Here is a 13,675-nt window from a genome sequence, read left to right as displayed (position 1 = left end):
ACTGGTAAGGGAACGAGCGATATCCGATCCGATTTATTTTCTTGAGACCGCAGGCACCAGAGTAATCATTGATGAGGTCCAATATGTGCCGCAAATTCTTCCATACATCAAAATGCTAATTGATAAAGATAGAAAAGTGCGTGGCCGTTTTATATTAACTGGTTCTTCCCAATTAAATCTAATTAAGGATTTGGCGGAAACGCTTGCCGGAAGAATAGGTGTTCTCGCTTTATTACCTTTTTCAATTGAAGAGCAGAAAAAAATACCAGGGGTTAAAAGAAAGTTGAAATATAATAAAGACCATTTCGTTTACTCTTGCCTACATGGTTCTTTTCCTGAGGTGAACATATACAATAAGTTGGATGTCTATCGCTGGTATGCTAGTTATGTTGCAACCTATCTTGAAAGGGATATAAGAGCGCTTTACGATATAGGCAGTTTACGAGAATTCCAAAGATTTTTGCAATTACTGGCGAGCAGGTGTTCCCAAATTCTTAATTTGAGTAGCCTGGCGAGTGATTTGGGTGTGGCAGTCAATACTGTTAAGAGATGGCTCTCGGTGTTAGAGGCGAGTCAAATCATTTATCTTTTAGCGCCTTACTATCAGAATTTTGGGAAGCGAATAACCAAAAGTCCAAAAATCTATTTTTTGGACTGTGGATTGGTTTGTTATCTTGTTGGTATTAGAGATGCCCAAAATTTGTTGCAGGGGCCGATGGCGGGTGCGCTTTTTGAAAATTACATAATACAGGAAACAGTCAAAGCATTTTTCAATCAGGGGATAATGCCCAATTTGTTCTATCTAAGAACACACAATGGATTAGAAATAGACCTGTTGATTGAAAAGGAACAAAAAATATTTCCTTTTGAAATAAAGATGACTAAAACTGTAAAATTAGATATGGCTGCGCCAATTAGAAGATTGAAAACGATATTTCCGAAACTTAATATCATGGCGGGTAACATAATCTTTTTAGGCGAAGAAGAAATTCCTCTTTCGCGAGAAATCACAGCACTACCTGTTAACCAGTTTATTAATTGGCTGAAATAGTCTGATCTTCGATGCGGGTCAGCATTTGGTCAATTGACCAAATGTTAAAATAACAAATTCTAAAAGAACGATGCTATGCTGTATTATTATTACTAATTCGACCCTTGATATTATTCTACAATTCCACAATTTTACAATTATGGAATAATGGAATGGTGAAGAATAGATTTCAAAATTTTGAAATGTTAAAACGATGGAAACTGCAACATATTTTTCCATAACCCCCTTGATTTTCTATTAGATATGAATAGAATTTTTTTGAGTAGGATTTTTCAGAAAGTGTAATAAAAAGATTCTTTAATCCTGCATCGCCTGCTTTAGAGATGTAGTGCGATAAAGGTATGCAGTTTGGATTTTCGGGATGTTGACATATATGGGAGGTTATTATGATAAGGGCAACAGCAGTCAATGGAAGTCCGAGGATGGATATGGGTTACACCGCAAGGATTCTCAATCCTTTTGTTGAAGGAATGAAAGAAGCAGGTTGTGAAACCAAAAATTTTTTTGCCAGCAAACTAAAGGTCAAATCCTGTGTACGTGGCACAATGTATTGCTGGTATGAAAACCCCGGACAATGTTTTATCAAAGATGATATGCAATTACTCTATCCTGTCTTGAAACAATCAGAAATACTTATTCTTGCTTCACCAGTTTATATCCCTTTGCCTGGAGCAATGCAGAACATATTAAATCGTCTTTGCCCATTACTTGAACCTGTGCTTGAGTTTCGTAGTGGTAGGACACGTGCACGATTGCGCAATGATGTGAAAATTGAAAAGATGGTACTTATTGCTACCTGTGGTTGGTGGGAAAAGGAGAATTTTGATACACTTATTAGAATAGTGAGAGAACTGGCTGAGGATGCAAGTGTAGAATTCTCCGGTACAGTACTCAGACCCCACGCCTTCTTAATGGAACAGAATGGCAAATTGACCGCGCATGGAAAGGCGGTTCTGGCGGCAGCAAAAACAGCAGGAAAAGAATTAATAATAAACGGAGAGATAAAAAGGGAGACCCTTTTTATTGCATAATTGACCAATTTTACTAAATCATGGGTCTTTTCTAAGGACCATCCTTATGAAAGAAGATATGCTTTCAAATATTTCTCAATCGCCTGTTGCAAATGGAATCCAGCATCACCGTAATCATCAGCATCCAACATAATCTTTACTCTCTTTAAATCCTGTTCTGCCTTTTTTGCCAATCCTTGGGTAGAATGGATTCTTCATCCATACAGAACTTTTCCTTTCTCTAATATTTCTTTTATAAATGGGTCGCGAATCTTACACAGATATTCAACTTCGCTGGGCAATAAAACAATGGATGAGAATGCTATGGGTTCTTTCAGATTGACAAGGCGTCGCACTCTAATGCGACGGTCAATCGGTCTTTCATCGGTTTCTTTGATAATGAGTATGTCTATGTCACTCTCTTTATCTTGTGAACCATAGGCATAAGAACCAAAAAGGATGATTTTCTGGGGATTATAAGATTTTTTTATTCTTTCAACAAGTTCGTCAATAATTTTATGCATCTTCTTTTGATTCATTTATGCCTGCCTCTCTGTGTAAACAGAGTATTATCCATTAACTCAATTATAGTCAATTCAATCAATGTGTTAATAAGTAGTTTTGAAATGGGATGAGGCAATGTGTCGAATCTTAACATTTTACATTTTCCCCATTTACACCATAAAAAAATTCCTCCCCTTGCGAAGTGGTTAGACCGCAGGTCGTCCCGCCTTCATAAGATTAGGCGGAACGACCTACAGGTTTATCAAAGGAGATAGATTTTTCACCGCATTCTAAATCCAATCGGTAGTAATTTTGTATGGTTCATTATTCTTCGTTGCTTGTTTGTTCGGGCATATAGATTTGCCAATGTATACTCATCCTGGTCAATTTCAACATTACAATTTTGCGTAGCAAGCCATTCCCTTGCTTCTTCTCGGTTGAATGTGTTGAATTTTATCCGTGCGAGAAGTCTGCCGTCACGGATGAAAGCCTCATCAATCTCGCCAAGTTTCAGATTGGTTGTAAATACAAATAGCGCCGATGTATCAATAAATCCGGAACTGAAATTCAATATTCTCACGAGTTCCTCATTCCTGCTTTTTCCAGAAGTTAGGAGCCAGTCTGAATCTTCAAAAATTAGCAGATTATTATCAAGGCAATGGTTTACATTAAGCGCATAAACACCCCAGCCCAGGAAATAATAAACATCCTTGATTTTCCTCTTCTGGTAAAATTTACTCACGAGCCTTCGTATATAATAACTTTTTCCGGTTCCGGGAACACCCTCAAGAATAATTATTCTGCCACAATAGTTATCTTTTTCAAGCACTTCCTCAAGGGCCTCAAGATGGATGCGGGTTTCATTTTGATAATTTGTCAACGGAATAATTTTATCATATTTTTTAGGAAGTTTCATGGTGAATGCGTAATCAGAACATTTTTGGTCAAGAAAACATCGCCAGAGAATACGGATACCATCGTCAGTTTTTGTGTCCATCTCGTTTGTTAATTTTTCTATTTTATCTTTATAAAATGCATAAATCTCACGACGCTCAGAAAAGATTGTGATAATCATATCGTTATCCCGGAAATTGACAAGAACATAATCCTTCCATTGATTTTCAAAAAGCATTTCAATCGTATGTTCTTCAATAAAATACTCTATGCAATAGAGGGGTTCCTGATATCCGAGAATCCGTTTAACATTATCAACTCTATTTTTTGGATCGAGTAGGTATGGGACATATATTCCGGTGAGACAATAGGGTTTTCCCGTGATAAGCGGAATAATATGATGCGGATTGTAAGAAACTTCGCTCAGGTATTTTATCAGCAATAGTTCAAAATTTTTTGTTGGAATTAACTTCATAATAAACCTCCTTTCAGTCTTCCTTTTTCTGAGTTTTAAATCCTACATGCCTCGGATGAATACTGATAACTTTTCTGGTTTCTTTTTCAGCAAATTCCTGTAGGGCGGACATCGTTAAATGTGGCAAATTATTCTGGGCACAGCATAATGAAGCATTGAGAATTTGGCTATAATTAACAATCCCAAGATTTTTCTTTAATTCGTATGCTATTGCTTCGCAGGTGGCGGTCTTGCCTGTCCCGGGTGGTCCATAGAAGAGCATTGTCGTTCCTTTTCCATATTTTATTGTATCAGATAATCCCCACTCTTCCATCACGAATCTTAGATTTCTTGCCTGATATAGTGCTTGTTCAATCACCTTCTGTTTGTCAGCGTCAAGCACAATTTGGTCAAACGAAAGTAATGGTTTGCGTATCGTCAATATTTCGCCAAATCGTCTGAATGGAAAACCTCTATGAGAAAATTTTATTTTTTGTTTATCTGCTTTATCTTCGTGCTTTTCTTCACTTCCAATTATGCCCTTTATCGCGGTATCCGTGAGCACGAATTCACTTTTAAAAATAAGTGGATGCTCTTCGCGTTCTGTTATTTGAATGAGCCCTTTCTCCAGCAGGCTATTAATCAGGTCTGCTTTCTCTATGAACTTATCAGGAGTATATCCTAATAGTTTAAGTTGTTCTGTGCCTCTACTGGTTTGATATCTCGCCCTAGTGCTTATTTCGTCAAAAAACATATTTAGAATGATATACTTTTCTTCAATTCCCAGATTGTATGATTTTGCCAAGTCTTCAATGGGAAGTTTAATTCCGTCGCATTCAGCCCTGCTAATAATTTTTTCCAGTTCTTTTTCTGTCTCTCTTATTCGGTTTTCTATGCAACTGAGTCTTTTTTGTAACTTGCTTAGTTCATTTTTATCATAATGGAAATCAAACTCTCGGTCCATAAGCCTGTGAGCCAATTCTGTTCTCTGCTCAAAAAGGTGATGCAATTTATACGCCTTTTCAAGGTATTTTGATTTTAGGTCTGTTTTTTTCATATTATCCTCCTTTTTTTAAACGAGATTTCCTATATATAATACGGATTTGAAACCCAAAAATTCACAATGAAATGCACATAAAGCCCCCTTTTTTAAAGCCAGTTGCTCTGAGAATCCCTTCTCAGCATAATAAGACCTTTAGTTCTATTTTGCACATATAAAGATTCCCCCATATATATACTCATTTGAGGCTACAAGATTACAATCTCTTGTCATACAGAACATCTGCAGCTCAAATTTCCTGTCCTGAAAATCTCTCTCTCACATATATAAATAACGAAAAAAACTCCTAAAATTTAAGAATTTCCGGTCTAAATCTTCCTTCTATGTCTTTTCCATATATTATACAAACATGAGGCAAAAATTTTTAGTATTAGAGAAAACTGCACAAATTTTGTGCAGTTGTTGATTGTTTTAGCAATTGTACCTTTCAATAATTGAAAATGGGCACTATTGACTTTCTGCAGAAAACAGATATAATCATAATGTTTAGATGATTATCAGGAGTGCCACGAAAAGAAGGTGGGGAAATTAATTTTAACCCAAATACCTGAAACACAGGCATTGGGTCGCCAGCATTAAGTGCTGGTTATAATGTATAAAATCATATAAAAAGGAGGCATTCATGTATAAAGAAATACCAAATTTTTCGGCACGGATAATCAACACGATTGAAGACTATGTGCAATTCTATCATACCAGATCTTATATTGTTCAAAAATCAGATACCTATGGTTATCTTGAAAACAATCGTCAGAAGGTAATTGAACTAATGAACCTTTGTGGATATAGAAAACTTGAAAAGTTTTGTATTCACCGCAATATGTGGAATTCCCTTGACCGCCGGATACCACGAGTCTATCTTGAAACAATCGGTGTGGATTTGGAGGTACTAAAATTCGCAGTAGAGGTGGACAGGCAGGAATACGAAAGCGTCCTGCGGTTACCAAGGTCACCAAAAGCCGGCACAATCAGATACATGGCAGGTGTATATGGCAGTTATAAATTTCCGGACAACATTTCGGAAACGGATGCGATAATTATGCTACAAGCATATTCACGGGAGAATCACTTCCAATGTTGTATAAATTATCGCGATGTTATTACTATCTGGATTGACCCGAACGGCAAAATCAGTTATACTTACTATGAGCCAAAGATTGAAATCAAGAAACGCGAGGTATTAATCTCTACGGGGAACCAAAAGGTAGGCAGGTCGTTCCTGAAATAGTATTTACTTTGCCGAACACCATCCAGATTAGAAACAGAAAAAAATTTATGTTCAATACTATTTAAATTATAAAAACTTCGGCTTGAACCATTTGCTGAGTCTATGGTAAATGGAAAATACAAAATCTATTATTTTTTTATCAAAGAATCTTAATAATAGATTAGTTGAATTCCAGAGTTTTTTTAGAATCTGTTAGGATATAGTTTTTTAATTTACCTGACCAACGCAACTTTTCTGATAATAACTCCTGGGCGTGTTTTTATTTCAATAAAATAAACGCCGTTCTTTATTGATTCAGGCAGAACAAAGATTCCTGAGTTGGCTTCAATTGTGGCAGCATAAACCTTTCTACCAGTTGCGTCGTACAAAGTAATTAAGCAATTATCAGATAGCTGAGCAAATTTCAATTGACCACGGGTCGGATTGGGAATGATTATCACATTATTATTTACGCTGCGTCTATTATATTCTTCTATTTTGAGTGCAGATTGCAGTGTGCGCCATAGGTTCAATCTGCCCCAGCCATAGGTGTTATTTGGATAGCCCCCGTAATATATTGAATCAGCATTATCAAGAAAGAGATTATACAGTTGGGTTACGGTGAGATTTGGTTTTGCCTGGCATAATATTGCAACACCGCCTGCAGCATGAGGATTGGTCCAAGAAGTTCCGTTCATTACTGCATAACCGCCATTATTGTAACTTGACCTGATGTTCACACCCGGGGCAACGATATCGGGTTTTGTCAGATTCCAGTCTCTTCTGAACCAGTAGATTGTATCATTCCATGGGGGTGTGTCTGGTGCAGGACCGCGGGACGAAAATGGAGCAATATAATCAAGTGAATCAGTGGCACCACAACCTAAGACAAGTGGATAATTACCCGGTGGATTGCAGGTTCCCTGGCCTGGTCCACTTGAACCAATTGAGCATAACCCAAGAATGCCAATTGATTTCCAGGTCAGACACATATTCCAGAAGTGGAGGTCATATATATTTGAGGTGCCCCAGGAGTTTGAAACTGCTCTTATATCAACTCCAGAATCTACTTTCAGATCTGCGATCCACTCCATACCTGCATCAATCCAGGCATATTGAGCAGAGCCATATTGGTTAAATATTTTGGCTACGACAAGCTTCGCACCGGGTGCGACACCAATGTCATTACCAAAAGGACCAAATCCATCACCACCGCAGATGATACCTGCAGCAAATAATCCATGTCCATTATCATCATAGGGCTGGGTTTGGCCATTCACACAATCCTTCCAGTATCCGCTCCATTTTCCACTCAAGGCAGGATGTGTAAAATCACAACCAGTATCAAGAATCCCTATCAACACATTATCGCCAGTATAACCTGCATTCCAGCATGAATCTGCCCGCACCTTTTTGATATTCCATCCTGTATCTCTAAAATCGTCTGATATTTCGTAGGGTGGTAGATTTGCGATTCCATTATGCAGAATATATTTGATATCATTTCTTTTGAATAGCGTTTTGATAATTCTTTTTGTTGCGGTGATATGAAGTCCGTTAAAGACCCAGAATTGTTTTATCTCTCTTATTTCTTCAGGAAAAGCGCTTAAATAATCAATCAGTTCTTTTTGACTGCTATGTGCAATCTCTCTAAAAATCTCCGCCTTTTGTTTTATCTGAAGATTTTCTACCTCTGCATAAGGATATTCAGCATTCATCACTATGATTGCTGTCAAATAATCATTGTCATTTAGATTTTCAATCTGAATTTGTAATTCTTTGCTTATTATCGCTGATGAAAGAAAAAAACATAAAAAAACTCCCATTTTTACCTCCCCATATTAATTATTATAAATATTTTATTTTTACTGTCAATAGTTGAAAGACTGCAGGTGATTACATCAAGGTGTATTAGAATTTGACTGATTTTAGAAACATGATCCATATTTCATCCCGGGGGATGGGGTGGTCATCCCCCGGGCTCCAAAAGGGGGTTGGGAGAAGAAATGAAGCAACATGAATCAAGTTACCTGGTAAGAAGCGAGTGTGGATACAGGAAATTAGAAGTTCGGTTTGATTCATACAACCAAATTCTAAATTCACAATTCCAAACCCACTCCCTCAACCAATTTCTATCATTCCAAAAGTACTACCTTCTCTACTTTATTAAAGCCACCCGCAGCTAACTTTACAAAATACACACCCGCAGCAAGTTTACGACCTGTATCATCCTTGTTATCCCAGATGAGTTCATATTGCCCTGGCTTAACATCTTCATCAATCAATATCCGCACCTTTCTACCCATAACATCATAAACAATAAATTCCACACGCACCGGCTCAGGAACGGAATATCTTACATGAACATTCCCCCGGACCGGATTTGAAACCGAAAAGGCAAATTTAAGTGAGCCTTTTGGCTTCTGCTCCACTGCACCAACTGGCCGAATCTGGAACGAATAATAACCATCGTTCGGTGCACCAACCGGATCACAGCCCGAATTCGGTGTTATCCACTTATCACGAGCCCAGAGATAATAATGAACAGTTGTATACATTGTCTGGGATGGAATCGTTGCCTGATAGATATTGTTTCCTTGATGGGTCATAGAAAGTCTCTGCCAGGCACCAGAATTTATCCGGTAATACAGATACACAGAATCAACACCACTTATGTCGGTAATCGTTGAGCGCACCGGGAATGGTCCGGTAAATGATGTATCAGTCCACCTTGTCGTATTACTAAAATAAGGAGGTTCGTTATCAGTCGGCACAAGAATTCTAAAATCATCAATCCACCAGTCCGCATAATCATTAAAGAATGTATAGGCGTCAACAGCATAACGAATCTTCACATTATTGCTGATATAAGATGATAATGATATCTCCGCCTCTCTCCAAGGGATTGTATCACCATCCATCCAGTTATACCGCCACAATCTCGTCCAGGATGTTCCCCCATTCGTTGAGATATGTATCACCGCACTATCAAGGAATATGCCCTGTTCAAACCGATATTTATGCCAGAACTTTAGTATAGGATTTGTGAACGGAGTGAGGTTGACACTATTTTTCAAAGTGAGCGTCATTATGTTATTATTGACAGTGCCGCTATATGCAGAATGCGTTGGTGAGTGGTAATTATTCGTCACCCAGTTCCAGTTCCCAGTCTTATCCCAGTAATATAAGAAACTATCAAGACCTGAACCATATTCAAAATCATCTTCATATATTGCATAAGGCGGTGGTGGAGTGCCAATCTGGATTGAATAAAAGACTGTATCATCAAAATCAAGGGAATCATGGGGACCATCAGAATGGAGAATCAAGCCAATCTTTGCAATATGTCCCTGAGGAGTGAGATTGTGGGCAGTGAATGTATAAGGATTGCTTGAATTTGAACCTGTACCCTGGGGCGGGATTGTTCCAAAATTGAAAAACCCATTGTTGATTGTGACAAAGTTATCATAAGACCTTAAAGTTCCAGTTGTATTATTCCCTGTCACACCACCAAGATTTTTTACACTTACAACCATCCTCACGGTCTCACCGGGTTCAATTAGACCGTTGTTGTTTCCCCCAGGTGGTGGGTCGGTTATCTGGGTACTTAATATTGAAATATAGGGTTGGTTTACCGTCGGTGTTGCCTGAACTGCCTTCCAGACATTGAGCCTTCCCCAGCCATAATTGTTATTCGGATATGGTGCACCCTGTGAAGGTGTATCAACATTATCAAGGAGTATATCATAAATTACATATGGTGAGAGAGTAGGATTTTTCTGACAGATTAATCCTATAGAACCAGCAACATGTGGTGTTGCCATTGAGGTGCCATTCCAGGATGCATATCCACCTCCGGGAATGCAGGAATAGACAGCAACACCGGGTGCAGAAATCTGGGGTTTTGTTAAATTCCAGTCACTCCTTAACCAGGTTGACGGATTATTGAATGGTGGCTGGTCTGGTGCAGGACCCCGGCTTGAAAAACTGGCGATTGCATCAGTGCTGTCCGTTGCGCCGACACCAATCACGTTTGAGTAATTTCCTGGAACACCGACAGTGCCGGGGTTAGGACCGGAATTCCCATTGGCGAATACCGGGACAATACCAATAGAGATATATGTTCTTGTTATTGGATAAAAAAATGTGTCGGCACCGCTTGAACCTCCCCAGGAGTTTGAAACTGCCTTTATGTCAACCGAATCCTTTAAATCTGCCATAAATTGCAAACCTTCAGCACACTGGGCATATGAACCAGAACCTCCTGAATTGAGAACCTTTGCTGCAACGAATTTGGCATTGAATGCCACACCAATATCCTCTGAAAACGGACCTGGTCCATCACCACCCATAATCGTGCCCATACAATGGGTGCCGTGATTATGGTCATCATAAGGTGTTGTTGAAGGCGGCAAACCAGAGGCAACCTTCCAATATCCTGACCACTTACCCTGTAATGCAGGATGGGTATAATCAACACCAGTATCGGTCTCCCCAATGATTATGCCCTGACCGGTATAGCCCGCAGCCCAGCAGGAATCCGCTTTAATCTTTCTTATTCCCCAGGTTGTTGCCCGTGATGAAATTGCAGGTGCATAATCTCCATCAATAATACGGACTTCACCATTATGTGAAATCCAGCCCACATCCGGGCGTTTGGCAATTTCAATAATAATATCTGGTTTTGCCTCAAGGTGGAAACCATTTATCACCCAGAAGCGCTGATGGACTTTTGCATCGGTCCTACCTGATAACCATTGAAGCAAAGGAGTCTGACTGAGTTCCGCAATCTCACGATAGGTCCTTATCCGCTCTTTGATAGGATACGCCTCCATCTCCCGGTATGGATATCCCTCCCTCATTATTACGATACAGGAGACCATTTCATCTGGTGTCGCCTTTATGATTTGCGTGTTGAGTTCCGTAGTCAGTTTTCCCTGAACCGAAGGCGGCACCAGCACCGCAATAAGACTTAAGAATAGAAACATAATACCCCCTTTCACTATTAGTATAACTTAAAAGATGTCCCAAATTATAATAATTATCCACCAAAATAGCATAAAATTTCAGCACTTTTAGTGCTAAATTTAATTATTGACAATTTGTAAAATTTTTGTTATTATTTTTCCGCGAACTGCAAATGAAGATAGAGCTCAGAACAAAACTAAAGGCGATTGAAGAATATCAGACAGAGAGGAATCTCAAAACTGTAGCAGAGAGATATAAAATCCACTATGCCACATTGAGTAGATGGATAAAAAAATTTAATGAGAATAAAGTTCTGTATCATCGCCCCTGGAATCGAATATCACCAGAAATTGAAAAAATGGTAATGTTATTGAAAGAAAACAATCCAGGAATAACTCTACACCAGGCAAAGAAAAGTTTAATGGAAAAAGGAATTCATATCTCCATAAAGGGTATATATGATATCTGGAATAGATATGGCCTTACCCAAAGACTTGTTGATGACCCATTCTCATTTTTTGTTCAGGGAACTCCGGAAACAAAGATTTGTCTTGAATATGTCCGTTATCTGTTAAAAAAAGAACTTTCAAATGAAGTTTTGAAAAAAGCAGCGGGGATTTTAAATTCGCTGCCTGGTTTTCCGTCTAATTATGATTATATTCTTGAGCAAATTCCTGAAGATTTACTCTCTTTAAGAAGAAAATTTGATAAATTGTATAATCAGTTTCTAAAAATTCCCACACCGGAGTTTTATAAAAAGATTCATAAATTACGTTTGCAGTTTGAAAAGGAAAATTTGTATTATTCAGCAATCATTGCAGGACTTTCTGAGATCCTTGCTCTGCACTGGATGCGCACACCAGAAAAAGAAATAGAATTGAATCACCACTTAAAAAGACTAAAAGGTAGACTTCGTGACCCAATTTTAAATTTTCAATTGACCTTCCTGGAGGCAACAGCAAGGACAGAGATTATGGACACTGCTATAGCGAAAAGATTGACACAAAAAGCCCGTCGGTTACTCAGAAGACTTCCCTATGCCTCTTTTTATGAATCCTATGGTGATTTGGCGACATTTATGGGTGACTACAAGACAGCGTTAAGATATCGATTAAGAGCATTGGAAATGGCCAAAGAAGAAGAAGAAAAAAACCGCCTTTATTTTAAGTCTGCTTTATGTTTAACAATTGACGGCAAGTATCGTGAGGCGCTGAAGTATCTTAAGCTCGCAAAAATAGATTACAAAAAAAAATATTATGATTCTTACAATCTTACCCACACCCTTGCAAGTTTTGGTCTGGGCAAATTAGAAAAAGCAGAATTTTTTATCCAAAAGACACTGGAAAAATCAGAAAAGGAACACTTTCGTAATGCAATCTTTACTGCTATCTGCTGCCTGGCAGCGATAAAAATGGCTTTAGGCAATATTGTTGAATCCGAACAATTATTAAAAGAATATCTCCCACTTATGAAAAAGTTTAATATACAAAGGGAGACATTGATAATGCAGTTTCTGTTAGAAAAAAAGATAAAAAAATTACATACTTTACCAACTGTTTATATATTACATTTAATCAAGCAGGCAAAGGATAGTTTAAAAGAGCGCGATTATATAAAAATCTTTGAATTTGCTGCAAAATACGGACTCACAGGTTATCTACATCGCTGTTTGTTTTTTGTACCTGAGTTGATTTTACACCGCATAGCTCAGGGTAGGAATGTATTACTGCCCAGGTGTCTTCTTCAATTACCAATTTTTAATAAAAACTTTCCTTTCTATGAATTAAAATTTTTGGGTCCCACAATTATCTATAGAAATCAGGCTTACCTAAAAATACAATTGAATCCTCAGTTGAATGCACTTTTGATATATATTGGACTCCACCTGCGTGAGCCCGGTAATTCCATTGATTTAAATAACATTATCCAAAACTTTTGGCCCAAAAGCAAAAATCCTATAGCTCGTCTTTACTATTTGCTCGTGCAATGCCGTGCGATTCTGAAACTACCAACCCATTTTTTAAGCATTGAGAATGTAGGTTCCAAAAAATATCTTGTAAATAAAGGATTTTATATCTGGACTGATTATAACTATTTCCAGATTCAATTAGCCCAGGCAAAGGCGCTGGAGCGTGCAGGGGAATGGAGTTTCGCTCGTAAAGAATATTTAAAGGCATTTCAATTATTTCGGAGTGAGCCATTTAAAAAGAATTTTGATAACTGGTCAGTGGATATGAGATTTAGAATTTTGAGCCAGTTTGAGACTGAAGCGATAAATTTTGCAAAGAGTTGCCTTGAACATGGAAATAAAAATGACGCGCGAAAAATACTACAAAAAGTCTTGAAGATAATTCCGGATTCACAAGAAGTAAAGGGATTGTTGGATGGCTTGATGGTTGGATAGTTGGGTGGGTAGATGGTTTTATGGTTAATTACATTGTAGGGCAAACCTTTAGGTTTGCTTATTTTTGTTGCAAGGCTCAAGCCTTGCCCTACATTTAACAAAACCGCTAAACCAAACCCTATC

General features: G+C 38.1%; 11 protein-coding genes. 4 read left to right on the top strand and 7 right to left on the bottom strand.

Going from position 1 to position 13,675, the window contains the following annotated elements; translation table 11 throughout:
* Positions 1 to 1,051, top strand: a 1,051-nt coding sequence (locus ABIL69_11075) for a DUF4143 domain-containing protein (GenBank protein ID MEO0124529.1), incomplete at its 5' end; no start/stop codon positions are given.
* 18 nt (positions 1,052 to 1,069) lie between these two features.
* On the opposite strand, the gene ABIL69_11070 is transcribed toward ABIL69_11075, so the two are convergent.
* Complete coding sequence (locus ABIL69_11070; protein MEO0124528.1) at positions 1,070 to 1,270, bottom strand: hypothetical protein; 201 nt, start codon at positions 1,268 to 1,270, stop codon at positions 1,070 to 1,072.
* Between the two features lie 167 nt (positions 1,271 to 1,437).
* On the opposite strand from ABIL69_11070, the gene ABIL69_11065 reads away from it, so the two are divergent.
* On the top strand, positions 1,438 to 2,082 hold the full coding sequence (locus ABIL69_11065) for a flavodoxin family protein (GenBank protein MEO0124527.1): 645 nt from the start codon (positions 1,438 to 1,440) through the stop codon (positions 2,080 to 2,082).
* A gap of 44 nt (positions 2,083 to 2,126) precedes the next feature.
* Here the strand turns inward: ABIL69_11065 and ABIL69_11060 are convergent, their stop codons facing one another.
* The 4 genes from ABIL69_11060 to ABIL69_11045 all read right to left on the bottom strand — a co-directional run bounded on the left by ABIL69_11060 (position 2,127) and on the right by ABIL69_11045 (position 4,970).
* Entirely contained in the window at positions 2,127 to 2,255 is a 129-nt protein-coding gene (locus ABIL69_11060; GenBank protein MEO0124526.1) for a HEPN domain-containing protein, read from the bottom strand.
* Positions 2,256 to 2,276: 21 nt separating this feature from the next.
* Positions 2,277 to 2,600, bottom strand: coding sequence for a nucleotidyltransferase domain-containing protein (locus ABIL69_11055; protein MEO0124525.1), 324 nt, complete (start codon positions 2,598 to 2,600; stop codon positions 2,277 to 2,279).
* A gap of 245 nt (positions 2,601 to 2,845) precedes the next feature.
* The gene (locus ABIL69_11050) at positions 2,846 to 3,934 is read right to left on the bottom strand and encodes a hypothetical protein (GenBank protein MEO0124524.1); all 1,089 of its coding nucleotides are present in this window, start codon (positions 3,932 to 3,934) and stop codon (positions 2,846 to 2,848) included.
* A gap of 13 nt (positions 3,935 to 3,947) precedes the next feature.
* Entirely contained in the window at positions 3,948 to 4,970 is a 1,023-nt protein-coding gene (locus ABIL69_11045) for an AAA family ATPase (protein ID MEO0124523.1), read from the bottom strand.
* Positions 4,971 to 5,595: 625 nt separating this feature from the next.
* Here ABIL69_11045 and ABIL69_11040 point away from each other — a divergent pair.
* The gene (locus tag ABIL69_11040; protein MEO0124522.1) at positions 5,596 to 6,201 is read left to right on the top strand and encodes a hypothetical protein; all 606 of its coding nucleotides are present in this window, start codon (positions 5,596 to 5,598) and stop codon (positions 6,199 to 6,201) included.
* Positions 6,202 to 6,413: 212 nt separating this feature from the next.
* On the opposite strand, the gene ABIL69_11035 is transcribed toward ABIL69_11040, so the two are convergent.
* Positions 6,414 to 8,006 carry a S8 family peptidase gene (locus ABIL69_11035; protein ID MEO0124521.1) on the bottom strand — a complete coding sequence of 531 codons (1,593 nt, stop codon included), beginning with the start codon at positions 8,004 to 8,006 and terminating at the stop codon, positions 6,414 to 6,416.
* Between the two features lie 309 nt (positions 8,007 to 8,315).
* A complete protein-coding gene (locus ABIL69_11030) occupies positions 8,316 to 11,168 on the bottom strand; it encodes a S8 family serine peptidase (protein ID MEO0124520.1) in 2,853 nt (950 codons plus the stop codon).
* A 152-nt stretch (positions 11,169 to 11,320) separates the two neighbouring features.
* Between ABIL69_11030 and ABIL69_11025 the strand changes: the two genes are divergently transcribed.
* Positions 11,321 to 13,552 (top strand): helix-turn-helix domain-containing protein, encoded by a 2,232-nt coding sequence (locus ABIL69_11025; protein ID MEO0124519.1) that lies wholly within the window; start codon positions 11,321 to 11,323, stop codon positions 13,550 to 13,552.
* The last annotated feature ends 123 nt before the right edge of the window (positions 13,553 to 13,675 follow it).

Source organism: candidate division WOR-3 bacterium (genome assembly GCA_039802005.1).
Taxonomy (GTDB): domain Bacteria; phylum Hydrothermota; class Tepidihabitantia; order SM23-42; family JAOAFX01; genus JAOAFX01.
The sequence above is the reverse complement of the archived record's forward strand: the minus strand, read 5'-3'. Positions and strand labels throughout refer to the sequence as shown.